Annotated in this window: 16 protein-coding genes and 1 pseudogene; 8 read left to right on the top strand and 9 right to left on the bottom strand. The window is 70.0% G+C overall.

All coding sequences use genetic code 11. The features are described from left to right. Positions 1-21 precede the first annotated feature (21 nt). The gene (locus Q7T09_RS17040) at positions 22-6114 is read right to left on the bottom strand and encodes an autotransporter outer membrane beta-barrel domain-containing protein (RefSeq protein ID WP_304701327.1); all 6093 of its coding nucleotides are present in this window, start codon (positions 6112-6114) and stop codon (positions 22-24) included. 1076 nt (positions 6115-7190) lie between these two features. On the opposite strand from Q7T09_RS17040, the gene Q7T09_RS17045 reads away from it, so the two are divergent. Continuing rightward, positions 7191-7697, top strand: coding sequence for a GNAT family N-acetyltransferase (locus tag Q7T09_RS17045; protein ID WP_304701566.1), 507 nt, complete (start codon positions 7191-7193; stop codon positions 7695-7697). Between the two features lie 55 nt (positions 7698-7752). On the opposite strand, the gene Q7T09_RS17050 is transcribed toward Q7T09_RS17045, so the two are convergent. After that, positions 7753-10269: a TonB-dependent siderophore receptor gene (locus Q7T09_RS17050; protein ID WP_304701328.1), complete on the bottom strand. Its 2517-nt coding sequence runs from the start codon at positions 10267-10269 to the stop codon at positions 7753-7755. A 723-nt stretch (positions 10270-10992) separates the two neighbouring features. Between Q7T09_RS17050 and Q7T09_RS17055 the strand changes: the two genes are divergently transcribed. Then, positions 10993-11490, top strand: coding sequence for a RidA family protein (locus tag Q7T09_RS17055; protein WP_304701329.1), 498 nt, complete (start codon positions 10993-10995; stop codon positions 11488-11490). 56 nt (positions 11491-11546) lie between these two features. Here the strand turns inward: Q7T09_RS17055 and Q7T09_RS17060 are convergent, their stop codons facing one another. Beyond that, a complete protein-coding gene (locus Q7T09_RS17060) occupies positions 11547-12746 on the bottom strand; it encodes a CaiB/BaiF CoA-transferase family protein (RefSeq protein ID WP_304701330.1) in 1200 nt (399 codons plus the stop codon). A 127-nt stretch (positions 12747-12873) separates the two neighbouring features. On the opposite strand from Q7T09_RS17060, the gene dctP reads away from it, so the two are divergent. Beyond that, positions 12874-13911, top strand: a complete 1038-nt coding sequence (gene dctP / locus Q7T09_RS17065; protein WP_304701331.1) for a TRAP transporter substrate-binding protein DctP — start codon at positions 12874-12876, stop codon at positions 13909-13911. A gap of 74 nt (positions 13912-13985) precedes the next feature. After that, entirely contained in the window at positions 13986-16091 is a 2106-nt protein-coding gene (locus tag Q7T09_RS17070) for a 3-hydroxyacyl-CoA dehydrogenase NAD-binding domain-containing protein (protein ID WP_304701333.1), read from the top strand. Between the two features lie 126 nt (positions 16092-16217). Here Q7T09_RS17070 and Q7T09_RS20510 read toward each other — a convergent pair. Further along, positions 16218-17186 (bottom strand): annotated as a pseudogene (locus tag Q7T09_RS20510) (sensor histidine kinase); the annotation flags it as partial. Positions 17187-17409: 223 nt separating this feature from the next. Between Q7T09_RS20510 and Q7T09_RS17080 the strand changes: the two are divergent. The 3 genes from Q7T09_RS17080 to Q7T09_RS17090 all read left to right on the top strand — a co-directional run bounded on the left by Q7T09_RS17080 (position 17410) and on the right by Q7T09_RS17090 (position 19448). Beyond that, positions 17410-17889: a MarR family winged helix-turn-helix transcriptional regulator gene (locus Q7T09_RS17080; protein ID WP_304701335.1), complete on the top strand. Its 480-nt coding sequence runs from the start codon at positions 17410-17412 to the stop codon at positions 17887-17889. A gap of 114 nt (positions 17890-18003) precedes the next feature. Further along, positions 18004-18489: a hypothetical protein gene (locus Q7T09_RS17085; RefSeq protein WP_304701337.1), complete on the top strand. Its 486-nt coding sequence runs from the start codon at positions 18004-18006 to the stop codon at positions 18487-18489. Continuing rightward, complete coding sequence (locus tag Q7T09_RS17090; protein ID WP_304701339.1) at positions 18486-19448, top strand: DUF4097 family beta strand repeat-containing protein; 963 nt, start codon at positions 18486-18488, stop codon at positions 19446-19448. The genes Q7T09_RS17085 and Q7T09_RS17090 overlap by 4 nt, the downstream gene beginning before the upstream one ends. Before the next feature lie 58 nt (positions 19449-19506). Here Q7T09_RS17090 and Q7T09_RS17095 read toward each other — a convergent pair whose 3' ends face one another. From Q7T09_RS17095 to Q7T09_RS17115, 5 genes are all read right to left on the bottom strand, one after another. Then, on the bottom strand, positions 19507-20517 hold the full coding sequence (locus Q7T09_RS17095; protein WP_304701341.1) for a DUF2891 domain-containing protein: 1011 nt from the start codon (positions 20515-20517) through the stop codon (positions 19507-19509). Next, complete coding sequence (locus tag Q7T09_RS17100) at positions 20498-21448, bottom strand: DUF979 domain-containing protein (RefSeq protein WP_304701343.1); 951 nt, start codon at positions 21446-21448, stop codon at positions 20498-20500. Before Q7T09_RS17100 ends, Q7T09_RS17095 begins: the two co-directional genes overlap by 20 nt. Continuing rightward, positions 21445-22113, bottom strand: a complete 669-nt coding sequence (locus Q7T09_RS17105) for a DUF969 domain-containing protein (RefSeq protein ID WP_304701344.1) — start codon at positions 22111-22113, stop codon at positions 21445-21447. Before Q7T09_RS17105 ends, Q7T09_RS17100 begins: the two co-directional genes overlap by 4 nt. A 63-nt stretch (positions 22114-22176) precedes the next feature. Then, complete coding sequence (locus tag Q7T09_RS17110) at positions 22177-23385, bottom strand: thiolase family protein (protein ID WP_304701345.1); 1209 nt, start codon at positions 23383-23385, stop codon at positions 22177-22179. Further along, the gene (locus Q7T09_RS17115; protein WP_304701346.1) at positions 23382-24935 is read right to left on the bottom strand and encodes an AMP-binding protein; all 1554 of its coding nucleotides are present in this window, start codon (positions 24933-24935) and stop codon (positions 23382-23384) included. Before Q7T09_RS17115 ends, Q7T09_RS17110 begins: the two co-directional genes overlap by 4 nt. Positions 24936-25190: 255 nt before the next feature. Here Q7T09_RS17115 and pobA point away from each other — a divergent pair, with 255 nt between their 5' ends. Beyond that, positions 25191-26369 (top strand): 4-hydroxybenzoate 3-monooxygenase, encoded by a 1179-nt coding sequence (gene pobA / locus Q7T09_RS17120; RefSeq protein ID WP_304701348.1) that lies wholly within the window; start codon positions 25191-25193, stop codon positions 26367-26369. Positions 26370-26421: the final 52 nt, after the last annotated feature.

Below are 26421 nucleotides of genomic sequence, written 5' to 3' on the forward strand. Positions count from 1 at the left end.
ACAGGCCTTGTCATCCCAGGGTTAGAACTGCATGCGGAACTTTATCGAACCGGTGTCGTCCCGATAGCGGTCGCCCTGGCGCGTTTCGTACTCGACCCGGATCGCGCCCTTCTCGAAGTCGGCCTCCAGGCCGACGGCGGCGCGGGTGAGCTGTCGCGGAAGCTCGGTCCTCACCGTGAAGTCCGGCGCGGCGGCCGGCGCGCTCTCCAGCCGGGCCTTGATGTCCCAGCTCCCCTGCGAGAAGCGGGTGACGCCGACATTGGCGTAGGGCCGCAGCACCACCCCCTTGGCCGTCACGTGGGTGGCGCCAATCTCCAGATTGGCCGTCCCCGAGGTGAAGGACTGGTCGGAGTCCCGGACGATCAGGTTCAGGCCGGGCGCCCCGCTTTCGCGATAGCCCTTGAGGCCCAGGTGGTAGGCCTCCGCTTCGAGAGAGGGGCGCAGGTAGAAGGTCGCGCCCTGGGCCAGATAGGCCGCGCGCAGGCGCAGGGAGGCCAGGTCGGTCACCGGATGGCTGCTGGCGGCGACCTGGGGAATCGGAAAGTTCACCGGCCGGGAGAGATCGGCGCGGCTGTACTGGTAGCTGGCGGCGGCGGCCAGCAGCAGGGGCCCCATCTCGCGTTTGATAACCCCGCCGGCCTGGACCCGGCGGGCCCGGGAATGGGCCGGGGCGCCTGAATCGAACTGGCTGTCCTCCAGGCCCAGGGACAGGCCGCCGAACCAGCCGGGCTGGGGCAGGGCGAACTGGCCGCCGGCCTGCAGGCGCATGGCGTGCTGCTGGTAGCCGGGCGTCCCGCCATCGGATTCCATCCGGCTGGACCCGCCGCCGGCCCTGGCCCAGTAGCAGGTCCCCTCGTGCAGCACGTCGCTCGCGCCTTCGCCGCCGGGGCAGCTCATCAGGCCGCCGACGAAGGTCAGGGACGACATCAGGGGCGTGACCCCCTGGGTCGGCGCGGCGCCGGGATCGAGGGTGTTGACCCGGGCCACATAGGCCGCGCGGGATTTCTGGAAGGCCAGGTCGTCCAGCAGGGGCTCCTGGGACGCCGTGCCGCCGGCCGCCCAACTGGCCTGGAGGTGCTTGGTGATGGCCACCTGGTTGGGGCTGAGGCCGGCCAGCACGAAGTCGACCCTGTTGGTCCCCACCTTCAGCTCGGTGGCCGTGGCGGTGAGGCCATAGTCGATCACCAGGGTGTCGCTGGCGTCGGCGGCGATCCCGTTGTTGGTGAGGGAGGCCGCGCTCAGCACGGTGACGTACTTGCCGGGGATCAGGTCCAGGACGTGATAGGGCTCCAGCATCACCTGGCCGGCCAGGGCCGCGGCCCCGGCCACCTCGATGCGGTCGGCGGTCCCGGCGTGATAGCGGGCGTCGATCTTCAGGCCGCCGGTGGAGGATTGGGTCAGGTCGCCGAGGATGCGGGTAGTCCCCACTGCGCCCGCGCCATAGGGCGAGAGCGCCCCGGCGTTGGCGAAGGTCCCTCCGTTGAGGGCGGCGACCCGGTAGCTCTCCACCAGGCCGGCCGCGCGGTTGGTGAAGCTGTTGGCGCCGCCCCCCAGGCCGATCTCGCCGGTGACCCGGCCGGCGTTGTCCACCGTGTCGTCCCCGTCCGAGCCGAGGATGGCCAGCAGCGATTTCGACGTGACCGCCCCGCCGCCGATGGTGAGTTTGTTGTGCGCGCCCCCGGCCAGGAAGATCCCGGCCCCGCCGTTCGCGCCGCCCTGGATCGTCCCGTTGACGGTGATGTTGATGTCGCCGCCGCGGCCGTTCGAACCCTGGCCGCCGACGCTCTGGGCCAGGATGCCGTGGGCCCCGTCGCCGAAGGCCTTGATGTCGCCGGCGTGGACGATGGTGATGGCGCCCGCCGTCCCCTTGTCCCCGTTGGAGCCGGACAGGGCTATGGCCGCCGGGAAGGTGTTGGCGCCTGTGCCGCCGATCCCGCCGCCGCCGCCGACACTCTGGGCGTAGATCCCGTGCGCTCCCTGGCCGGTGGTGGTGATGGTCCCGCTGGTGGTGACCTTCACCGCCCCGCCGTTGCCGCCGGCCCCGCCGCCACCGCCCATGCCCAGGCTGGCGACGGAATAGGGGATGCCGGTGTCGATCTTCACCAGGCCCAGGGGATCGACCCCGAAGACCAGGGTGGCCGGGACCACCCCGCCGCCCAGGCCGCCGCCGCCGCCGACGCTCTGGGCGAGCACGCCATAGGCGGCCTTGCCGGAGGTGGCGATGGCGCCCTTCACCGAGACCTCGACATCGCCGCCATTGCCGCCGGAGGTCCCCTGGCCGCCGAGGGCGACGTTGAGGTAGTTCGACGCATTGGCCGCGCCGCCGATACCGCCGCCGCCGCCGACGGACTGGGCGAGCACGCCCACCGAGCTCGAGCCGAAGGTGACCACGTCGCCGTCCTGGGCGACCTTCACCGCCCCGCCATTGTCCACCGACCCGCCCTTGCCGCCGATGGACAGGGAGAGGGAATAGCCGCCGCCGATCTCGCCGGCGCCCGAGCCGCCGAGGCCGCCGCCGCCGCCGACGCTCTGGGCCAGAACCCCGTAGGAGAGGTCCCCCAGGGTGGAGATGGCGCCCTTGTTTGCCACCGTGACCGAGCCGCCGGCCCCCGAGGCGCCGCCGGTCCCGCCCAGGCCGCCGCCGATGCTCATGTCGCCGCTGGCCTCGCCGTCCCCCCCGCCGCCGGACCCGCCGCCGCCGCCCACGCTCTGGGCGAAGACGCCCGAGGACATGAAGCCGGCCGTGACGATCTCGCCGGTGTTCTCTAGGGCCACGTCGCCGCCCTTGCCGGCCGCCCCGCCATAGCCGCCCACGCCGATGGAGATGGCGATGCTGTCGGGCGCCTTGCTGGTCTTCTTGCCCACGTCGCGGGCCAGGTTCTTCCCGAAGGCGCCGGGGTTGGAGACGATGCGGGAGAACTCGCGCTTGAAGCTGGCGTACTTCTCCGTCGCCTTCTGCTTGAGGCTGGTGTTGGCGTCCTCGCCCTTGCCGTCGGGCAGGACGGTGGGGATGTCGACGCCTTCCAGCAGGGAGCCCATCGACCCGGCGCCGCCGGCCCCGCCGCCGCCGCCGACGCTCTGGGCGGTGACGCCGTTGGCGCCCGAGCCCAGGGTGACGATGGCGCCCCTATTGACCACATGGACCAGGGCGCCGTCGCCGGCCGCCCCGCCGTGGCCGCCGACCGCCACCTTGATCTCGGCGCTGCGCACCTGGCCGCCGACATTGAAGGCCGCCGTGGTTGCCGAGGCGTCGCCGCCGGCCCCGCCGCCGCCGCCGACGCTCTGGGCGAAGATGCCGGTGGAGCCGTCGCCATAGGTTCTGACGACGCCAGAATTGTCGACATTGACGATGTCGCCAGCCCCGCCCTTGCCGCCGGAGCCGCCCACGGCGACCGCGACATTGACCTCGGTCCCCTTGCCGCCGGCCGCGGTGATGGCGGTGGCCGAGGCGTCGCCGCCGCGACCGCCGCCGCCGCCGACGCTCTGGGCGAAGACGCCGGCGGCGTTGAAGTCGTAGGTGGTGAGCGCGCCGGTGTTGGCCACGTCGACCTGCTTGCCGGCCCCGCCGTCGCCGCCGGAGCCGCCGACGGCCACGGAGATTGCGACCGCCACCTTGTCGCCGCCGGCGATGGCCACCGAGGTCGCCTGGCCGCCCGCCCCGCCGCCGCCGCCGACGCTCTGGGCGAAGATGGCGTTGGCGAAGTCGCCGGCCGCCTCGATGGCGCCTGAGTTGCGGACATCGACCGTGGAGGCGTCGCCGCCGGAGCCGCCGGAGCCGCCCACCGCCACCGAGGCCGAGACGAAGGCCCCGACGCTGATGGCCGTGGCCGAGCCGCCCTTGCCGCCGCCGCCGCCGATGGACTGGGCGAAGATGGCGTCGGCGCCGAGGCCCGAGCTCTTGATGGCGCCGTCGTTGCGCACCACCACCTCGCCGCCCTTGCCACCGGCGCCGCCGGCCCCGCCCACGGCCACCGAGGCGAAGGCCCCGACCCCGAAGGCGTCGCCGCCGTTGCCGCCGCCGCCGCCGATACTCTGAGCGAAGATCGCCGAGGCGCCCTGGCCCGAGGCGGTGAGGGTCGCCCCCTGGCCGTTGATCGCGGTGACCAGGCCGCCATTGCCGGCGTCGCCGCCGGAGCCGCCCGAGACGCTGATCCAGCCCCCGGCGGACCCGCCGTTGCCGCCGCCGCCGCCGATGCTCTCCAGGAACAGGGCGTGGGCCCGGGCGCCTTGCGTGATGATGGTCCCCATGTTGCTGAGGCTGACCGCCCCGCCGTCCGGGCAGACGAAGTAGACCCGGCAGCGGGCCGATTCGGCGGTGCCGCCGTTGCCGGCGTCGGAATAGAAGATGCCGTCCGAGGAGCCGCCGTCGCCGCCGACGCCCCCCAGGCTCTGGCCGAACATGCCGTAGGATTCCAGGCCCTTGGTGGCGATGGTCCCGGTGTTGCTCATGGTGATGGCGCCGCCGGGGGCCGAAGCGCCGCCCTTGCCGCCCTGGCCCACGAAGATGGAGTCGCCGTCGCCGCCGTCGCCGCCCTTGCCGGCCAGGGACTGGCCCAGCATGCCATAGGCGCGGTCGCCGGAGGTCTTGAGCGTCCCGGCGTTGGTGAGGGTGACGTCGCCGGTGAGGCCGCCGTCGCCGCCGGTGGCGCCGGCATAGGCGTTGTTGCCGCCGCCGCCGCGGCCGCCCTGGCCGCCGAGGCTGAAGCCGGCCACGGCGTGGGCCCCCGCCCCCGAGGTGGTGATGGCGCCGCCCGAGGCGATGTCGACGCGGACCGCCCCGGAATCGCCGCCCCGGCCGCCGGCGTTGGAGCTGTCGCTGACGCCCGAGGCGCTGTCGCCGGCCGAGCCCTGGCCCCCCAGGCTGCGGGCCAGGACGCCATAGGCCTTGGCGCCGGTGGTGACGATGGCCGACTTGACGGTGACAAGGATCTTGCCGGCGAAGCCGCCGGTGACGTTGGGGCTGTCGTTCACCGACTGGCCGCCGAGGCTCTCGGCCAGGATGGCGTGGCCGCCGACCCCGGAGGTGGCGAGCGCCCCGGTGGTGGTCACGGTGACGTCGCCGCCGCGGCCGCCCTGGACGCCCAGGGCGCCGAGGCTCAGCGCGGCGATGGCCGGGCCGCTGACCCCACTTGTGGTGACCGCCGCCCGGTTGTCGACGGTGACCGCGCCGCCGGCGCCGCCATTGGTGTAGACGTCGAGGCTGAAGAGGCCGGCGTTGAAGCGGAACCGCCCGATCCCGCCCTGGGACTTGGCCAGCAGGCCCGCGCCGTAGTCGCCGCTGGCGCTCACCGTGGCGGTGTTGGTCAGGCTGACGGTCCCGCCGGGCTCGCCGTCCTGGAAGTTGGCCGCCGCGCCGCCGGCGCTGATCGTCGGCACGGCGCCGGTCAGGCTGTCGAGCGCCTCCTCGGGCTGGGGCGGAGCGTCGAGGAAGGTCAAGGTGTTGGTCTGGACGGCGATGTAGCCCAGCACATAGGGGGCGAGCTTGGCCTTGTCCGGGGCGCCGCCGAACAGGCAGCCGGGATTGATCGTGCAGTTGAAGAAGAAGAGCGCGCTGGTGGCCGTGGGACTGGTGTCGCCGTTGATGGCGGCCAGGGCGTTGTTCCCGAGGTTCAGGCGGTTCTGGGCGTCGTTACGCTCGCCCACCCGGTTGAAGGTCACCGCCCGCGACTGGGCCGTGGCGCCGCTGGCGTAGGTGGCCGGCGTCGAATTGACGACCTCGAGATTGGGCCCCGGCGCGGCGGCGGCGGCCAGCGGGCTGGCGGCCTCCACCACCAGGGCCAGGGCGGCGGCGCGGCCGATGAGACGCCGTGCGGCCTGGTCCAGCCTCTGGGCGCGGCGGCCAGCGGGGCGGGAGATCGGGACCAGGTTCGTCCGCGGCAGGGCCGCGACCGCATCCTCCACGGCCTCCAACGCCTGGTAGAGTCGCTGGGTCGCCGCCGTGGCTGGGCTGTCGCCCACCAAGCGGCGCAGGGCGGAGAGTTCGGCGAGGGTTCCGGAGAACTGCCGGCGCAGGGCCGCGGCTGTATGGGGATCGGCGGCGTCGGCCAGCAGCCGCGCGCGCAGGCTTTCAAGCGCCTGCGCCAGGCGCAGCAGCTTCTGCGTCCGTTCCGACATGAAGCAAAACCCCCGATACACCGTCCCGGGGAGTTCCCAAGACGGCTAAATCTACCCGTGTTATTCAAGGGTCTGGCGTCGCAACCGACAATTGGCGAATTTTGGGGAGGGATTCGCCCGCCGGTGTTGCGAGGGTTCGCCTGAGAGGCGAGCGGGGGAGGGTGTGGATGCCGACGAGCCGGATTTTCGACGACCCCTTCGACCTGGGGGGATGGCCGCCGAGGCTGACGGTCGAGGAGATCGCGCAGGTGCGGCGCCATCCCAATTTCGGCGCCGCCTTCCTGGCCAGCGGCGAGCACGCCACCCGGCCGACCTTGACCCTTGGCCCGCTGCGCAGCCTGTTCAAGGACCGTGGCAGCCAGACCATCGGCACCCTGGCCCTGTGCCTCTACGACACCGAGGAGGGGCTGACGGCGGGCCGCCTGACCCGGATGTGCGTGGAATCGGGGATCTGCAGCGCCGGCCGGGTGGAGAGCTACCTGGCCCTGATGCGCCAGCGCGGCGCGCTCATCCCGCTCGGCAAGTCCTCGGGCCTGCCGGTCCGCCACGGCTTCAGCGAGGACTATCTCGCCTGGTTCCGGGACTATGTCCGCTCCGGCCTTCGCGCCCTGGCCCTGGTGGACCCGTCCGCCGCCGCGGCCCTTCCCCTGATGGCGGGAGCGGACTTCTTCCATTACACGCGCCGCAGCATGGCCAGCGCGAGCGTCAATCCGCCCCTGACCCATCCCGGCCTGGGTCCCGAACTGCTGCTGTTCGCGCAGCGGGATGCGGGCCTGGCGATCCTGTCGGACCTGGTGGCCGGCCAGCTCGGCTCGGAGACCGGGCGCGCGCCCGTCTCGGTGGCCGACCTGGCGCGGCGTCACGGCGTTTCGCGGGCCCATGTGCTGAAGCTGCTGCGGGACGCCGACGAGGCCCGAGCCTTCGCCTGGAACCCGGACGCGCGCACCGTGACCCTTCCGGCCTGGATGCTGGACCGGCTGGAGCAGGGGGTGGCGGTGACCCTGCTCAACCGGCGCCACGCCGCCCGCGCGGTGCTGGCCGCCCCGCGCGGCGCCCTGGCCATCCGGACCGCGACAATGGCCGACGTGGAGCCCCTGCGGGCCCTGATGGAGCAGGCCATCCGCATCCACCTGGCCGCCTATCTGCCGCCGGAAGGGGTGGCGGCCTCCTTCGAGGTGATGGGGCTGGACACCCAGCTGATCGCCGATGGCGCCTATTTCGTGGTGGAGGCCGACGGCAAGATCGCCGGCTGCGGCGGCTGGAGCCGGCGGGCCACCCTGTTCGGCGGCGACCACAGCGCCGGCCGTGACTCAGCCCTGGTGGATCCCGCCGTCGAGCCCGCCCGCATCCGGGCCATGTACACCCACCCCGACTTCGCCCGCCGGGGAGTGGGCAAGCTGATCCTGGACACCTGCGAGGCCGCCGCGGCCGCGGAGGGCTTCGGCCGCTGCGAGATGGCCGCCACCCTGTCGGGAGAGCCGCTCTACCGGGCGGCCGGCTACCAGGTGATCGAGCCCTTCGAGGCTCAGACCTCCACCGGCTACCGGGTGCCCCTGCTGCGCATGGGCAAGGCGCTCTCCTGAACGCAAAAGAGCGGCCCCCGGGGGGCCGCCCTTCCACGCTCTCCTGAATTTTGGCTCAGAAGGTGTAGGTGATCCGGCCGTAATAGTAGCCGCCGTTGATGCCGAAGGGCGAGTAGCTGGGATACTGGCCCACGCAACCGCCGCCGGAGGCGACGCAGGCGGCCTGGTACTGGGCCGACAGCTTGTCCGGGTACTTGTTGAACAGGTTGTTGGCGCCCACCGAAAGCGTGACCGCGTCGACGAACTTGTAGGAGACTTCCAGGTCGGTGATGGCCGTGGCGCCGATCGAGGTCTGCAGCAGGGGCCCGGTGCCCGGGTCGGAGAGCGACGAGGACTTGCCGTAGACGGTCTCGGTCAGGTTCACGGTCAGGGCGCCGAAGGTGTAGAGGGCGCCGATCCCGACCTTGTACTTGGGCGAGGCGGCTTCCAGCAGCGACTTGGCGTTGCCCGCGAACAGGGTCTGGCCGGTCGGGTACGGGACGCTGGGGGTGGCCAGCGCCGCGGGCGGCGCCTTCACCTTGGTGACCTTGGTGGTGTTGTAGTTGCCGCTGAGGGTCCAGTCGATCCGGCCGTAGTCGCCCAGGTCGGTCGGGTAGGAGATCACCAGGTCCACGCCGCGCGAGCGGGTGTCCAGGCCGTTGGAGAAGATGTTGATCCCGGTGGTGGTGACGGTGGGATCAAGCACGTTGCCGTTGGCGAGGATCGCCGCCAGCACCTGCGGCGAGGCCAGCACGCCATTGCGGGTGCCGTAAAGCGAACTGGAGCCGAAGATTCGGTCGGTCAGCTCGATCTGATAGGCGTCGAGGGTCAGGGTCATGGCCGGGAGCGGATGGGCCACGATGCCGATGCTGTAGTTGGTGGATTCTTCCGGCTTCAGGGCGTCGATGCCCAGCAGGCGGGCGGCCGGCGAGTTGGGCGCCAGCTGCACGAAGGCCGCGGTCGGCGACACGTTGGTGGCCGAGTAGTAGGATTCCGCCAGGGTCGGGGCGCGGAAGCCGGTGCTGGCCGTGCCGCGGATGGCGATGGCGTCGTTGAAGTCATAGCGGCCGGTCAGCTTGGCGACGGTGGTTTCGCCGAAGTCGCTGAAGTGCTCGTAGCGGATGGCGGCGTCGACCTGCAGGGCCTCGATGGGCGAGACCGCCAGGTCGGCGTAGATCGCCCAGCTGTCGCGGCTGTGCTTGCCGGCGTCGGTCAGCGCGAAGCCCGGATAGGACTGCGAGCCCTCCTTGTAGCGCGACGCGACGTCGCCGGCGCCGATCTCGTAGGTCTCGTGACGGTTCTCGAAGCCGAAGGCCGCGGCCAGCGGGGTCGCCAAGCCGACCTCGAACTCCTTGGAGAGGTCGAGGTTGTTGGTCAGCTGGGTGGTGGTCCAGGAGCCGGCGTGGAAGCTGGTGGGGCTGGAGCCCTTGGTCGTGGTGGTGGAGGTGTCGACATAGAGGCTGGCGTTGATCGAGTCCTCGACGCGGACCTCGATGTCGTCGACCCCGTAGGTGGAGCTCAGGTCGAAGTTCCAGCCGCCGACCACGCCGGAGAAGCCGATGGCGCCGGCATAATCGTCCTCGATGATGCGCTCACGCGGGCTGAAGCCCTGGGGATAGGGACGGTCGACCGCGCCCATCTTGCCGGTGACGCGGTTGTAGCGGCGGTAGTTCTCGTAGGCCGAGGCGTCCTTGTGACCGTAGGAACCGAAGGAATAGACCTCGAAATCGTCGCCGATGGAGACGCCGCCATTATAGCCCAGGTTGCTCAGCCGGTACTCGGCGTCGCCGGAGATCAGGTTGAGGTTCGGGTAGCCGGGGATCAGGCGCTCGATGGCGTTGTGGGCCGCCGAATAGCTCGGGCTGGCGGGGTTGAACACGCGCTGGTCGGGCAGGCCGCGATTGCTGAAGCCGTGGTACTTGGTCTCGGCCGTCAGGTTCAGCCAGCTGTTCTCGGTCGGCGCCGTGCCGATGTTGAACGAGATCGCGGCGGTCTTGCCGCCCTCGTCCATGTACTCGCCGGCGGTCGCCGAGATCGAGCCGCCCGCATCGGCCTTCTTCAGGATGACGTTGATGACGCCGGCGATGGCGTCGGTGCCGTACTGGGCCGCGGCGCCGTCGGTCAGCACCTCGATACGGCCGATGGAGGCCATGGGGATGAAGCTGAGGTCGGTGGCCGCCGCGCCCTGATAGGCGCCGGAGAGGACCGCGAAGTTGGCGGTGGTGTGACGGCGCTTGCCGTTGATCAGCACCAGGGCGTGGTTGGGCGACAGGCCGCGCAGGCGCGCCGACAGGGTCAGGTTGGCGGTGTCGCCGCCGAAGGCCTGGGCGTTGAAGGAGGGCACCAGGTTGCTGAGGCCGACCCGCAGGTCGGTCTGGCCGGTGCGGGTCAGTGCGGCGGTATCCACCACCTGCACGGGCGCGGCGCTGTCCTCGACCTTCAGGCCGGTCTGGCGCGTGCCGGTGACGATGACTTCATCGACGTCCACCGTGGCCGCCGCCAGGGTCTGGGCCGAGGCGCCAGTGGCGCCGGCGATCAATACGGAGGCGAGAGAGACGCTCGCCAGCCATGCGTTTCGGGTCGTGGTCTTCATCTTGTAGGCCCCCTCATAATCGCGGCGCAGATTGGCCGCAGATTCCCCGTGCGCCGGATGTGCGCGGCGTCGGGGCGTTGACGGACGGTCCAGGACTGGGCTTTGGCCCTTAGTTCCTGGTGGTCGCCCAGAAATGTTGGTGGTTTGGCTCAATATCCGCGTAGAGAACCGCGAGATGTTCGGCTTCTATAGCCGCATCCAGGATATAAGCTGAATTATCAACACTCATACCGAAGAGCTCACGCAGAATTTGAGATCGCCCGGCCCGGATGTTTCCTCATATATTTTATATTTTACTGCAGTTAGAAGATGCTTGTCCCCGATTTCTTCAAAGACGTTCATCTGATAGTAAGACAGTCCACATGAATCCTTCTTCGTGTCAACGAGATGGAGGTTTCCGGCCTCAATGTCTCCAGATGTTGGGTTTTTGACGCATTTCGTGCGCGATAATCGGGCACGACAACCATCGAGTGCGCCATATTTTGGAACACGAGATGGATCATGACCTAAGTCGACTCGGATAAATGCCATGACAACTGCACGATAACTATGCACGGCTTGCCCGCGATTTAATCACGCAGGCCGTTTCGCGGGCCGATGTGGGGTCTGCGCGCGCATCGGGGCGGACGGGGCGACGGCTGGCGTGGCTTGAACAACCCCGCCCGCCTGTCCGAAGGTGGGCCGCCCTCGCCGAACGCCGGCGCCGACATGAAGGAAGATCCGATGCGCAGACTGATCCTGGCCGCCCTCCTGCCGGTGCTGGCGGCCGCCGCGGCGCCCGCGGCCGCCGCCGACGCCATCGTGCGGGTGGGCCCGCCAACCGCCGCCATCCTGCAGGCCGCCGTGGTCCCGGCCGGCTACGACACCATCTATGTCAGCGGCCAGACGCCGCCGCCGCTGAACGCCGGCGCCCCGGCCGGTACGCCGGTGGAGTTCGGCGACACCAAGACCCAGACCATCGGGATCATGAAGAAGATCGACGCGGTCCTGAAGGGCCAGGGTTACGCCATGGGCGACGTGGTGATGATGCGCGTCTACCTGGTGGGCGACCCGGCCAAGGGCGGGAGCATGGACTTCGCCGGCATGATGGAGGGCTACAAGCAGTTCTTCGGCTCGGCGGACCAGCCCAACAAGCCCGCGCGGGTGACCATGCAGGTGGCCGCCCTGGTGGCGCCGGGCATGCTGGCCGAGATCGAGGTCCAGGCCGCCAAGAAGAAGTAGGCGTCCAAGGCGTTCGCAGCGCCGCCCGCGTCACGCGGGCGGCGTCTCGCCGCGGGTCAGACCGCGCCGGCCGCCTTCAGGGCGGAGATGCGCGCGTCGTCGTAGCCCAGGCCCTTCAGCACCTCGTCGGTGTGCTGGCCGAGCGTCGGGGGCGGGGCGACGCGGTCGCCCCGCGGCCGGCCCAGGTCGAAGCCGAGATTGAGGGTGGCGGCCTGGCGGTCCGTGCCCGGCAGGTCGAAGGCGGCCCGCAGGGACCGGCTGGCGACATGGGCGTTGTCGGTGATCTGCGGCACGGTGCGCACCGCGCCGGCCGGCACGTCGGCGGCGTTGAAGGCCAGCTCCCAGGCCTCGGCCGTGCGGCTGGCGAACAGGGGATGCAGGATCGCCAGCAGGGCGGCCTCGTTGTCGATCCGGGCGTTGGGGTCGGCGAAGCGGGGATCGCGGGTCAGCTCGCCGCAGCCCAGGACCGCGCACATCTTCTCGAACTGCTTCTGGGTGTTGGCGCCCAGCAGCAGGGGCCCGTCGCTGGCCTGGAAGGTTGCGGCCGTGGGGCTGGGATTGAAGCCGCGGTTGCCCACCCGCGCCGGCTCGTCCCCGGCGATCAGATAGGGACCGATCATCGAGATCATCAGGATCAGGGACGAGTCCAGCATGGCCACGTCCAGGTGGCGTCCGCCGCCCCCGAACCGCAGCCGCTGCAGCACCGCGGCCAGGCAGGCGAAGGCGCCGGCATAGCCGGTGAAGGTGTCGATCATCGGGAAGCCGACCTTGGCCACCTCGCCCTGCGGATCGCCGGTGAGGGACATGACCCCGCAGATGGCCTGGACGATGTGGTCATAGGCCGGGTTGTCGCGCATCGGCCCGGTCTGGCCGTAGCCGGAGAGCGAGCAGTAGATCAGCTCGGGATTGACCGCGCGGGCCCGCTCGTAGCCCAGGCCCAGCTTGGCCAGGACGCCGGGGCGGTAGTTCTCCACCAGGATGTCGGCCTTGGCGATCAGGTCGAGGACCACTTGGACGGCCTGCGGATTCTTCAGGTCCAGGGTGATGGACTTCTTGCCGACGTTCACCGTCTGGAAGGCCGGCGCCATGCCGACGAACTCCGGGCGGCGGTCATAATGGCGGAAGACGTCGCCCTCGCCGGGCCGCTCGATCTTGATGATCTCCGCCCCCAGCAGTCCCAGCACGTGGGTGCAGAAGGGTCCGGCCATGACGTGGGTGAGGTCCACCACGGTCATTCCCGCCAAAGGCCCGGACATCCTGCTACGCTCCCTGTCTTGTCGTTATTGGTGATTAGACACGTATTGTTTAATTTGCAAACGATTGAGACCTGAACCAAATTGCGACCGATGGACGCCGGACCAACCGCGCGCAGGGAGAACCAGGATGACGGGCTGGAAGCTGATCGGCATGGTCGCCGCCCTGATGCTGCTCGCCGCCTGCGCCCCCGCCAAGCCCGCCGGCGGGGTCGAGGTGCTGAGATACGCCTCGCCCTATTCCCCCAACCATCCCTTCAGCCGCGCCGACATCGCCTGGATGAAGCACGTGGAGAAGGCCACTGGCGGTCGGATCAAGATCCAGCCCTTCTGGGGCGGCGCCCTGATCAGCTCCGATCAGAGCGTCATCGAGCTGCGCCACGGGGTGGCCGACATCGCCCTGATCACCCCGATCTACATGCGCTCGGGCATGCACGTGATGAAGACCCAGGCCGGCTTCTATGGCGGGGTGCGGACCATCGAGGACCAGGTGGCGGTCTATCGCTGCCTGGAGCAGGCCTTCCCGATCTTCGGCCAGGAGATGGCCGGCGTCCATGTCCTGGCGGTCCAGGGGGGCAACCTGCCCAATGTGCTAACCCGCGACAAACCGGTGCGCGGCCTGGCCGACCTGCGGGGCCTGCGCCTGCGGGCGCCGGGGGAGCTGACGCCGGTGCTGCAGTCCCTGGGGGTCGACGTGGTCACCATGCCCATGGGGGAGGTCTATTCGGCCATTTCCAAGGGGGTGGTGGACGGGGTGGTGGCGCCGGCCGACGCGGTGAAATCGCTGCACTTCAACGAGGTGGCCCAGCATCTCTCCCTGCTGCAGGTCAGCCGCGGCGCCTATCCGGCCCGGGCCATCTCCGAGGCCCGTTGGCGCGCGCTCAGCCCCGACCTGCGCCGGGTCCTCACCGAGGCCACCCCGGTCTGGGAGGCCGCGCTCGCCCGGGAAATCGGCAAGGCCGAGGCCGAGGGCATGGCCATGGCCCGCAGCGAGGGGATGTCCATCGTCCCGGTCGATCCCGCCGAACAGGCCCGCTTCGACGCCGCCTACGACGCCGAGGCCCTGAGGAACGCCCAGCGCCTGGCGGAGTACGGCCTGCCGGGAGAGGCCATCTATCGCAAGGCGCGCGCGGTGATCGCCCAGGGAACGCCGGTCAAGGCTTGCTAGGCCCCGCGCCCCGATGTTAGGCAGTGATAGAAATCATTTGCCTAACTTACAATAAGCGACCCCGGGGAGCCCCTATGAGCAGCACCGTCCGTTTCGACGTCCGTGGCGACGTCGGCATGATCCTGGTCGACCGCCCCCCGGTGAACGCCATCGACGTGACCGTGCGCGAGGGGATCTGGAAGAGCCTGGACAAGGCCCTGGCCGATCCTGCGGTGAAGGTGATCCTGCTGGCCTGCGCCGGCCGCACCTTCCTGTCGGGCGCCGACCTCAACGAGCTGAACGGGACCATCGAGGCCCCCACCTATTACGACACCCTCGACCGGCTGGAGGCCTCGGGCAAGCCGGTGGTCGCCGTCCTACACGGCACGGCCATGGGCGGCGGCCTGGAGATGGCGCTGGCCTGCCACTACCGCGTGGCCGTGGCCGACGCTCGCATGGGCATGCCGGAGATCACGCTGGGCATCGTCCCCGGCGCCGGCGGCACCCAGCGCCTGCCGCGCCTGATCGGCGCCCGTCCCGCCCTGGAGATGATGATCGCCGGCGCGCCCGTCGACGCGGGCCGGGCCCAGGCGCTGGGGATCATCGACGCCATCGTCGAGGGTTCGCCCCTGGAGGGCGGCCTCGCCTATGCCCAGAAGCTGGCTGACACCGGCGCGCCGGTCCGCCGCACCGGCGAGCGCAGCGTCGACACCGCCGGCTTCTCCGAAGCGGAGATCGAGGCCTACCTGGCCAGCCAGGCCCGGGCGCTGAAGGGCCGCACCACCCAGTTCCGCACCCTGGAGGCCATCAAGGCCGCCACGAAGCTGCCCCTGGCCGAGGGCCTCAAGGCCGAGGACGTCATCTCCCGGGCTTCGCTGAAGGACCGCGAGGGCCTGGCCCTGCGGCACATCTTCTTCGCCGAGCGCGAGGTGGGCAAGATCCCGGGCCTGCCGGCCATGGATCCCGAACCGATCCGCGCCGCGGCCGTGGTCGGGGCCGGCACCATGGGCGGCGGCATCGCCATGAGCCTGGCCAATTCCGGCGTCCCCACCGTGCTGATCGACGTCAGCCAGGAAGCCCTGGACCGCGGCCTGCGCGTCGTGCGCGCCAACTACGAGGTCACCGTCCAGCGCGGCCGCATGACGCCGGCCGAGCTTGAGCAGCGCATGGGCCTGATCACCGGCGCCGTGGGCCTGGAGAACGCCGGGGACGCCGACGTGGTGATCGAGGCGGTCTTCGAGGACATGGACCTCAAGAAGAAGATCCTGGCCGAGCTGGACAGGGTGACCCCGCCCCACACCATCCTGGGCTCCAACACCTCGACCCTGTCGGTGACGGAGCTGGCCTCCGTCACCCGCCGGCCGGAGAAGGTGGTGGGGCTGCACTTCTTCTCGCCCGCCCACGTCATGCGCCTGCTGGAGATCGTCCGGGGCGGGGCGACCTCCTCCCAGACCCTGGTCACCAGCCTGGAGATCGCGCGCAAGCTGAAGAAGATCGGCGTGGTCTCCGGGGACGCCTTCGGCTTCATCGGCAACCGGATGATGCAGGAGGGCTATTTCCGCGAGGCCGAGCAGCTGCTGCTGGAGGGCGCCGGCGCGGCGCAGATCGATTCCGCCGTGGAGGCCCTGGGCTTCGCCATGGGCCCCAACAAGGTCAACGACATGGCCGGCGTCGACGTGGGCTACAAGGTCCGCGAGGAGCTGTTCAAGCACCAGACCCGGCCCGACCCCTATTTCGCGGTCTCCGACGCGCTCGCCGCCCAGGGCAAGTTCGGCCAGAAGACCGGGGAGGGCGTGTTCCTTTACAAGGCCGGCGACCGCACCGCCCATCCGAACCCGGCCACCGAGGCCCTGATCGCCCAGCTGGCCGCCGACCGGAAGATCGCCCCACGCCAGATCACCGACGCCGAGATTCAGGAGCGCTGCATGCTGCCCCTGGTGAATGTGGGCGCCCAGTTGCTGGACGAGGGCATCGCCTACCGCGCCAAGGACATCGACGTGGTCTGGACCTCCGGCTATGGCTTCCCACGTCACCTGGGCGGCCCGATGTTCTACGGCGACACCCTGGGCCTGGCCCATGTGCTGGAGCGGGTGGAGCACTATCACCGCCTGCTCGGCCATTACTGGAAGCCGGCTGACCTGCTGGTGAAGCTGGCCCGCGAGGGCGGCAGCTTCGAAGCCTACGACGCCAGCCGGAAATAGGGTCGAGAGCGGGTCGAAAAACGCTCTAGGCGGCCCGCGGAAGCTTCGAGGTGGCGGCCCGCTGGATCGGACGGTCATGCCCGGCCCGTTGCGGATATCCATCTTCGCCTCCAGCTGCTTGACCAAAGCCTCGACGATGACCGTGCCCAGGCCGCCATGTTTCGTCTGGGCCGGGTCGGCGACCTTGCCGACGCCGTTGTCGGCGACGGTCAGGGTCCAGTCGTCCCCGTCGCTGGAGAAGGAGACCAGGATCTGGGCGCCGGCCTTGGAGTCGGGGAAGGCGTACTTGACGGCGTTGATCACGAGTTCGGTGACGATCAGGCCGATGCTGACGGCCTTGTCCGAGCCGATCAGGCCGCCGTCCGCGGCGACCTCGAGCTCGATCGGCTGTTCCTCCCCGATCATCGAGCCGGCCAGGCTGCCGCAGAGCTTGGTGAGGTAGGCGCCGACCTCGATCTTGTCGACGCCGCCGGAGGCGTGCAGGTGGGCCTGGACCTCGGCCACCGACATCACCCGCTGGTGGGCGTCTTTCAGATGGTCGCGGGTCTCCTGGGAGGTTACGGCCCGGGCCTTGAGCATCAGGATGCTGGCGATGATCTGCAGGCTGTTGGCCACGCGGTGCTGCATCTCCTGCAGCAGCACCTGCTTCTGGCCCAGCAGATCCTCGGTGCGCTCCAGCAGTTCGGCCTTCTCGCGCTCGATCAACCGCCGGGCGGTGATGTCGGTGAAGGCCAGCAGGATCGTCGTGTCCGAACTGCGCTGGTAGATCACCTTGCGCGCGTTCAGCAGCATGTTGCGGTGGCCAAGCCCAGGGAAGTCGTGCTCGACCTCGAACCCGTCCATGGCCGTGTGCTCGGGGATGATGGTCTCCAGCAGCAGCCGCAGGGCCGGGATGTTCCACTGGCCATCCCCCAGGGAATAGAGGAGGCGGCCCATGGTGTGCTCGGGGTCGACCTGGAAGATTTCGTAGAAGGACCGGCTGGCCGCCAGCACGCAGAACTGGGCGTCGAGCACCAGCAGCGGCTCATGAATTGTGTCGACAATGGCCTGGGCCAGCGTCTGGGCGTCTTCGATTCCCTGGAGGGAAGGCTTCATGGGGCGGGGAATTCATCCGATCCTGATCGCCAGGATCTCCACGATCGCCCCGCAGGCGGGCCAATACCTAAGCTGTACGCCCATTATCCTCCAATGTCGTGATCTGGTTCTGTCTGTCGGATTCGCCTCATAGCCCGAGCCTGGAACCCGGCGCCTGCGGCCCCCCGTCGCTGCACTGCAAACAATCGTTTGTGATGCGTCGCTTCCCCGGTATCGTTCGCCCATGAGCGAAATCGACCTCCTCGCCGCCGAATCTGGCCTGGCCAACACCGGCAAGCTCGACCTGGATGGCCTGCCGGACCTGCTGGGCTTCCATCTGCGTCTGGCCCACGTGGCCGTCTATCGGGACTTCACGACCGCCCTGGCCGCCCTGGACCTGACCCAGAAACAATGCGCCACCCTGCAGTTGATCGGCGCCAATCCCGCCGTCAGCCAAGTGGACCTGGCCGCCACCCTGGGCACCGACCGCGCCACCATGATGGCCATGATCGACCGCCTGGAACAGCGCGGCTTCGTCATCCGCCGCCGCTCCACCGAGGACCGTCGGCGCCAGGAACTCTACCTGACCGACGCGGGCCAGACGATGCTCGCCGACGCCAAGCGGGCTATCGATGGGCACGAACGGGGCTTCAAGGCCCGCTTCACCCCCGCCGAGCTGAAGATCCTGGTGGCGGCCCTGAGCCGGATCCACAACCAGGTCTGACGTCCCCGATTGTCTGAAAGGTCAACACGCCCGGCGCCTCGCCGCGGCGCGCTTCCGCACGTCCGCGTCGAGATGGTGTTGACGTGACACCATAGTGGTGTCTAACTGACGCCCATGGACATCAAGCCCTTTGTCGACGCCCTGCGTCAGGACCTGATCAACGCCGCCGAGGCCGGCGGCGAGGCGACCCGCGCCGCCGCCGAGCGCCTGACCATGGCCCTGGAGCCCGCCGTCCGGCTGGCCCTGATGGAGGCGCTCAGCCAGGCCGCCGCCGACATCACCGCCGAGCTCGGCGGGCCGGTGGTGGACGTGCGCCTGGCGGGCCGCGAGCCGGTCTTCGTGGTCACCGGCGCCGCGGCCCCCTCCGTGGCGGTCGAGGCGGCCGAGAAGGAGGGCGACGACGCCGTCACCCGCATCACCCTGCGCCTGCCCGAGACCCTGAAGGTCCGGGCCGAGGAGCTGGCCGGCCAGCGCGGCCAGTCGCTGAACACCTGGCTGGTCAACGCCGCCCGCGCCGCGGCCGGCGGATCGGCCCCCATCGGACCGGGAGCCCCCGGCCGCAACCGTTCGTCCAAGCGCATCCAGGGATGGGCGCGATGACCCGGGAGATTTCCATGCACAACTTCCAGACCCCCGATCCCGTCAAGCTGCGGGTCGAACTTTGGCAGGGCCGGGTGACCGTCCTGGCCTCCGAGACCGGCGCCACGACGGTCGAGCTGAGCGCCATGCTGGGCGACTCCCACGCCCAGGAGCTCATCGACCAGGCGACGGTGGAGCAGCGGGGCGACGAGATCGTCGTCCTGCTGCCCCGACCGCGGCGACGGCTGTTCCAGATCCGCGGCGGGGTGCGGGCGGTGATCACGGTTCCCGTCGGCAGCGACGCCCTGGTCCACACCGGCTCGGCCGACGTGGAGACCAAGGGCCGGCTCGGCCGCGTCTCCACACACGGCGGGTCGGGCGATGTCGAGCTGGAGCATGTGGCCCGCGCCCAGGTCCAGACCGGCTCCGGCGATATCCAGCTCGGGACCGTCGAGGGCGACTGCGACGCCCGCGGGGGCTCGGCCGATGTCAGCGTGCGAACCATCGGCGGCGACGCCGAGGTCATCACCGGCTCGGGGGACATCGTCATCGGCGAGATCGCCGGCGCCCTGAAGGTCAAGACCGGCTCGGGGGACATCTCGGTGAACCGGGCCGGTCACGCCGATCTCACCAGTACGTCAGGCGACATCGAGGCCGGGGAGATCACCGGCGGCTTCCGGGCCGTCACCGGCTCGGGGGACGTCACTGTCCGCCAGGCCGGCGACACGGTGGACGCCACCGCGGGCTCCGGCGACCTCTCCGTGGCCCGGGTGGATCATGGCCGGGTGCGGGCCAAGACCGCCTCGGGCGATATCCTGGTGGGGGTGGCCCAGGGCTCCTCGGCCTATCTGGACGTCTCCACCGTCACCGGCGACGTGACCTCGTCCCTCGACGCCAGCGACGCGCCCCGGGCCGGCGAGCCGCAGGTGGAGCTGTTCATCCAGGCGGTGACCGGCGACGTGGTCTTGCGCAGAGCGTGACAGCCGAAAGTGGCCGCCGGTTTCGGCGACCGTCACGCTCCAAGATCAATGCGCTTGATCAGGCCGTGAGAGCCAGCAGGGCGAAGCTGGCCAGCCAGTGCTCGCCCATATAGTCGCCGGCCACATGGGACAGGCTGGCCGCCAGGTGGCGGTCGGCGGCCTCGTGGGCCGTGGCGCGCAAGTGGTCGTCGGGGTCCAGGCCCTGGGCGATCGCCCGCCAGCACCAGGCGCGGCTGAGGTTCAGGCCATCCAGGTGGGCGATCTTGCCGTCGGTGCGGTCGCTGACCGTGGCCGGGGTGAACAGGCTGGCCGGCGCCCCCTTGGCCGCGTCCGGCAGGAAGGCCGCGAACCACACTCGGAACTCCGCGGGCGGCAGCAGGCGGCGCATGGCCTCGGCCTCCATCAGGGTCGGCGACAGGAAGTCGTCCCCCGACGGCTCCCAGGCCGCGGCGTCGCGGTCGGCCCCGTACCAGCCCCGGGCGGTGTCCCGCAGCAGGGTCTCGAGACCAGAGTCCCGGGTCGCTGAGGCGTAGTCGGCGGCGAGCGCCAGGGCGAAGGCGGTGGAGTTGTGGACCCCGGTCCGCACCGGATAGGTGGCCTTGGGCAGGAAGGCGCGGAAGCGGTCGGCGAAGGCCTCGGCGAGCGGCGCCAGCCGCCGGGCCCAGGTCTCGTCCCCATGCCGCATCAGCTCGGCCTGCAGCATCAGCAGCCAGGCCCAGCCATAGGGGCGCTCGAAGCCGCGGCTGGAGGGGCGGTCCAGATAGGCCCGCTCGGCCTCCACCTTCTCCGGCGTGAAGGCGCCAGCGAACAGGTCGTCGATGGCCTTGGCCTCGGGGATCTCCGGATGCAGGCGGCGCAGGGTGGCCAGCGTCCAGTAGCCGTGGACGCAGGAATGCCAGTCGAAGCTGCCGAAGAAGATGGGGTGCAGCTCGCGGGGCCCCACGGCGTCCTGCGGTCCGTCCAGCACGTGATCCATCTTGTTGGGATATTCGCGCTCGACGTGACCCAGGGCGATGGCGGCGAACCGCGAGGCGATCTCGGGCGTCAGGCTAGCGGAAGGCCAGGACATACATCAGCACCATGTTGGCGAGCAGCAAGGGGGCGGCGGTGGGGATCTGGGCGCGGATGACCGCGTGGCGGTCCTTCAGCTCCAGCAGGGCGGCCGGGACGATGTTGAAGTTGGCGGCCAGCGGCGTCATCAGGGTGCCGCAGAACCCCGACAGCATGCCGATGGCGCAGACCACCGCCGGATCGCCGCCGAACTTCACGATCAGGAAGGGCAGGCCGACGCCCGCGGTCATCACCGGGAAGGCCGCGAAGGCGTTGCCCATGATGATGGTGAACAGCGCCATGCCCAGGCAGTAGACGGCGACCGCCGCCAGGTGGCCGTCCATGGGGATCGCGGTGGTCACCAGGTCGCCGACCACCTTGCCGACGCCGGCGAGAGCGAAGACAGCCCCCAGCGCCGCCAGCATCTGGGGCAGGAGGCCGGCCCAGCCGACGGTGTCCATCAGCCGGCGGCCCTCCTGCAGCGGGCTGAGGATCGGTTGGCGCAGCAGGACCAGCGCCGTGATCACGGCGAGCACCGCCCCCAGGGCCAGGGAGATCAGGGTCGCCTGCTTGGCCTGGAACAGTGGGGTCCCGCCGAAGGAGACGTGCTGCAGGGCCAGAGTGCCGATCAGGACGGTGGCGGGGATCACCAGGGCCGGGATGAAGAGGCGGTTTCCCCACTTTTCCGCCGACAGTTTGCGGGCCTCCGGTGAGCCGTCGGGCTCTCCGCGTCCCAGGCCGCCGATTCCGGAGATCAGGGCCATGCACAGCACCAGCACCCCGTTGCCCAGGTCCCCCAGCCAGTCGCCGGCCAGGAAGCTGACCGCGAACAGGCCCCAGAAGCCGGTGTTCATCCAGCGCTTGGGATTGCTGGCGTCCCGGGCGCTGAGCACCGCGAAGCCCGCGAACACCAGACCCGCCAGGACGTAGACGAAACCGAGCTTGATCATGGCGCGGCCCGCTTCAGCCTGCGCTCGAACAGCACCAGCCGGGCCGAATGGATCAGGAAGGCGACGATGGCCGTGGGTATGGCCCAGACCGACAGATGCAAGGGCTCGATGACGATGCCGCTCTGGGCCAGGAAGCCCACCATCAGCAGGATCGAGCCGATGGCCAGGAAGATGTCCTCGCCGAAGAACAGGCCGATATTGTCGGTGGCCGCGGTCATGGCGCGGATGGACTGCCGCGTCTCCTCGGGCAGGTCCCCGGTCGCCTCGCTCTGGGCGGCGGCCTCGGCCATGGGGGCGACGATGGGCCGGATGGTCTGGGCCTGGCCGGCGATGGAGGTCAGCCCCAGGGCCGCGGTGAGCTGGCGGAACAGCAGGTAGCCGATCAGCAGGCGGCCGAGGGTCACGGCCTTGAATCCCGCGATCAGGCCCCGGGCCCGCTCCTGCAGGCCGGCCCGCTCCAGCACCCCGATCACCGGCAGGACCAGCAGGGCGGCGCTGACATAGCGGTTCTCGTTGAAGGCCTTGCCGAAGGCGGCCAGCACCTCCAGCGGCGCCAGGCCCGCGGCCATGCCGGTCAGCACGGCCGAGACCATCACCACCAGCAGCGGATTGAAGCCGGCGGCGAAGCCCGCCACCACCACCGCCACCCCCAACAGGATCAGCATCCGCGCCTCCGCCGGTACGACTCATCTCAAGCCGACAAGTCGTACCGCAAAGGCCGCCCGGCGCTACCGGTTCCCGACCTCCACCACCACGGCCATGGAGCTGTCGCCGGCGGCGCAGCCCTGGAACAGGCCGAGACCGCCGCCCTTGATGGCCAGCTCCTCGATCAGCTCGACGATGGCGCGCAGGCCGGTGGGGCCCTGGGGGTGGCCCCAGATCAGGGAGCAGCCGTAGTTGTTCATGCCCATGACATCGATCCCCATGGCCTTGGCGAAGGCCAGGTCGTTCACGGCGAAGGGGTTGTGGGACTTGATGGCGGCGATGTCGCCGATCTTCACCCCGGCGTGGTCCAGGGCCCGCTGGCTGGCCTGGATCGGCGCCTCGGGCATGAACTTCAGGTCGGCGCGGGACTGGCCGAAGCCCCGCAAGGTGACCTTGATGGAGGGGTCCGTGGAGAGTTCCCGAGCCCGGTCGGGGGTCGTCAGGATCAGGCCGACATTGCCGTCGGCCGGGTGGGTCTGGCTGCCGAAGGTGACCGTGCCGCCCTCCTGGGTGGGACGCAGCTTGGCCAGGCCCTCCGCGGTGGTGGCGAAGACGCCCTCGTCGCCGGTCATCACGCCGTCCTCGCCCTTGAAGTTATGCTTGGGCACCGAGAAGGGCAGGGTCATGTAGCGACGCTGGAAGGCGTGGTCGTCGGCGAGTGCGTCCTGGTACTGCTCGAAGCGGCGTAGGGTGACCTCGTCCTGCTCCTCCTTGGTGATCTGGAACTTGGCCGCCACGTTCTCGGCGGTGTCGAGCATGGAGTGCCCGGCGATGGCGTCGTGCATCATGTTGTAGGTGACCTGGTCCTCGGACTGGCCGTAGCCGCCGGGGCCCTTGGGCGCGGGGTAGTAGATGTGGGGACCGTTGGAGCAGCGGTCGGCGGCGATCAGCAGGGCCTGGTCGGCCAGGCCGAGCTGGACCTCCGAGGCGCCGGCGAACACCACCCGGGCGCCGGTGGCGCAGACCTGGCTGATCATGTGGCCCGGCGTATGGGTGGCGCCCAGCTCGTAGAGCGGCCAGGGGGCGCCGTAGAAGGACTGGTACTGGGTGTTGGTCATGCCGAAGACACCGGTGTCGAAGCTTTTGGCGTCGATGTCGCGCTCGGCCAGCCAGGCCTTGGCGACATGGGCGGCGAGCTTCATGGCGTGCAGGTGCTGCAGGGATCCCTGCCACTTCGCGAAGGGGGTCGACCAGTAGGCGCCATAGGGGATTTCGACGCGATCAAAGCTCACGATGGGGACTCCGTTTGGGGCTCGGCGAAGACGCGCCGAAGGATGTCTTTCTGGACCTTGCCCGACGCCGTGCGGGGCAGGGCGTCGAGGAACCGGATGTGGGCCGGGCGCTTGTAGCGGGCCAGCCGGCCGTCGCACCACGCCAGGACGGCGGCGCTGTCGCACGAAGTTCCGGGCCGCAGCACCACATAGGCGCAGCCCGACTCGCCCCAGCGGGGGTCGGGCACGCCCACCACGGCGGCCTCGGCCACCAGGGGCATGTCGGCGAGCGCAGCCTCGACCTCGGCGGGGTAAACGTTCTCGCCGCCGGTGATGTACATGTCCTTCCAGCGGTCGACGATGAAGTAGAAGCCGTCCTCGTCCTGGCGCGCGGCGTCGGCGGTCCTGAACCAGCCGCCGGGGGCGAAGCTCTTGGCGGTGGCCTCGGGCTGGTTCCAGTAGCCGGGCATGACCGAGGGACCCCGCAGCCAGATCTCGCCGGGCTCGCCGGGCTTCACATCGGCGCCGTCGCGGCCCACGAGGCGAACCTCCATGGCGGGCGAAGCGATCCCCGCCGAGCCCACCTTGGCCCGCGCGATCTCCGGGTCCAGGGGCACGCCCAGGACGGTGCCGTTCTCGCTCATGCCGTAGCCGTTGGAGGGCCGCACGCCGGCGTCGACGAGGGCGAGCGTCACCTGGGCCGGCATGGGCGAGCCGCCGGTGAACAGCCGCAGGCCTTCCAGGTTGGCGTCGGGGAATCCGGGATCGTCCAGCAGGGCCTGGGCCATCTGGGGGACGCAGAAATAGTGGCTGACGCCGAGCGCCGGATCGGAGAGGCGCTTCAGGGTCTCCTGCGGGACGAAGCGGTCTGACAGATGCACCGTGCCGCCGGTGAAGAAGCTGCCGTGCAGGATGGCCAGCAGCCCCACCACATGGAACAGCGGCACGTCGCAGAGCATGGCGTGGTCGGCGCAGAGCTCGCCGACCTGGCTGTAGTTCATGGCCGAATAGAAGGCGGTCTTCGGGGTGACGATCACCCCCTTGGGCCGGCCCGTGGTGCCCGAGGTGTAGAGCAGCATGGCGGGCGCGGCCGGGTCGATGCGACCGGGCTCGGCCACCGGCGTCACGGCCGTCAGGGCGGCGGCGAAGGCGTCCTCGCCCGGTGCGATGCGGATGACCCTGGCCACCGGGACATCGGCGAGCGCGATCCTCGCCTCGGCCTCGAACTCGGCCTCGTAGATCAGCAGCTCCGGGGCGGCGTCCTCCAGCAGCACCTTCAGCTCCGGCCCCGCCAGCCGCCAGTTCAGGGGCTGGAAGACCGCCCCGGCCCGCGGGCAGCCATAGAAGAGGGTGATGTGGTGGAGGCGATTGCGCGCCAGGATCGCCACCCGGGCGCCGGGGCCGCTCAGGGTCGCCCGCAGGAAGGCTTCACAGGCCCGCAGTTCGGCTTCGAGAGCGGAATAGGTCAGGGCGCGGCCGCCGGCCAGCTCCTGGGCCGCCAGCTTGCCGGGCCGCGCGCGGGCCTGGCGGAAGATGAAATCCCGAGACAACCAGGAGTCTTGCGTGTCCATGTCCTCCCCCTTCGTCACGCGTCCCACCTCTTTTTTGCGCCGCCTCTGGACGTGAGGCTGCCGAGGCGGCAAATTGTTTGCAACACATACTACTTGAGATGGCCCGGCGCAAAGGGGTCTTCGGGGAAACGCCATGACCGACCGACCCACCGACCTCGATACGTTGACTTCAGAGACGTCGACAGCCCCCATCCTATCCACGTGGAGCCGCCCGAGATCGGGGCGCTCAATGTCCCCCCTGAGGCTCGAAGTCTGATGCGTACGCAAGTTGCGATCATTGGTGGCGGTCCGGCGGGCCTGTTGCTGCAGCAATTGCTGCACCTTGCCGGGATCGAGAGCGTGGTGCTGGAACAGCGCAGCCGCGACTATGTCGAGGCGCGCATCCGCGCGGGCGTGCTGGAGACGAGCGCCGTGCGCCTGTTGGAGCAGGTCGGGGTCGATGCGCGGATGAAGCGCGAGGGCCTGATCCACGACGGCTTCGCCCTGGCCGTCGACGGCCAGGTTCACCGCATCGACCTCAAGGGCCTGACCGGCGGATCGACGGTGATGGTCTATGGCCAGACCGAGGTCACCAAGGACCTGAACGACGCCGCCGCCGCGCGCGGAACCCCGGTGATCTTCGAGGCGCAGGACGTCGCTCTGCACGATCTGAAGACCGACACGCCCTTCGTCACCTACGCCAAGGACGGGGTCGCCCAGCGGCTGGATTGCGACTTCGTGGCCGGCTGCGACGGCTATCACGGGGTCAGCCGGCCCTCGATCCCAGCCGAGGTGCTGAGGAGCTTCGAGCGAGTCTATCCCTTCGGCTGGCTGGGCATCCTGGCCGACGTGCCGCCCTGCGATCACGAACTGATCTATTCCAACCACGAGCGGGGCTTCGCATTGGCCTCCATGCGCTCGAACGTGCGCAGCCGCTACTACATCCAGACTCCGGTGGATGCGGACCTGGCGGACTGGCCCGACGACAAGATCTGGGACGAACTGGCCCTGCGCCTGGGTCCCAAGGCCGCGGCTTCGATGACCCGCGGGGAGTCCATCGAGAAGTCCATCGCCCCCCTGCGCAGCTTCGTGGCCGAACCCATGCGCTGGGGTCGGCTGTTCCTGGCGGGCGACGCGGCCCACATCGTGCCGCCGACCGGGGCCAAGGGCCTGAACCTGGCGGCCTCGGACGTCCACTATCTGTCGGAGGCCCTGATCGCCTTCTACGCCAAGGGTTCCAGCGACGGGATCGAGGCCTATTCCGCCAAGGCGCTGGCGCGCGTGTGGAAGGCCGAGCGGTTCTCCTGGTGGTTCACCGGCCTGACCCACCGCTTCCCCGACACCGACACCGACGCCTTCGGCCGCCGGATGCAGCGCGCGGAAATAGACTATATAGTCAGTTCGCGAGCCGCTCAGATGACGGTGGCTGAAAATTACGTGGGCTTGCCGTACTGATTGACGGGAAAGACCATAATGTACGAACTAGATAAAACATTACAAATTAGGT

This window comes from Phenylobacterium sp., from assembly GCF_030645195.1.
Lineage (GTDB): Bacteria > Pseudomonadota > Alphaproteobacteria > Caulobacterales > Caulobacteraceae > Phenylobacterium.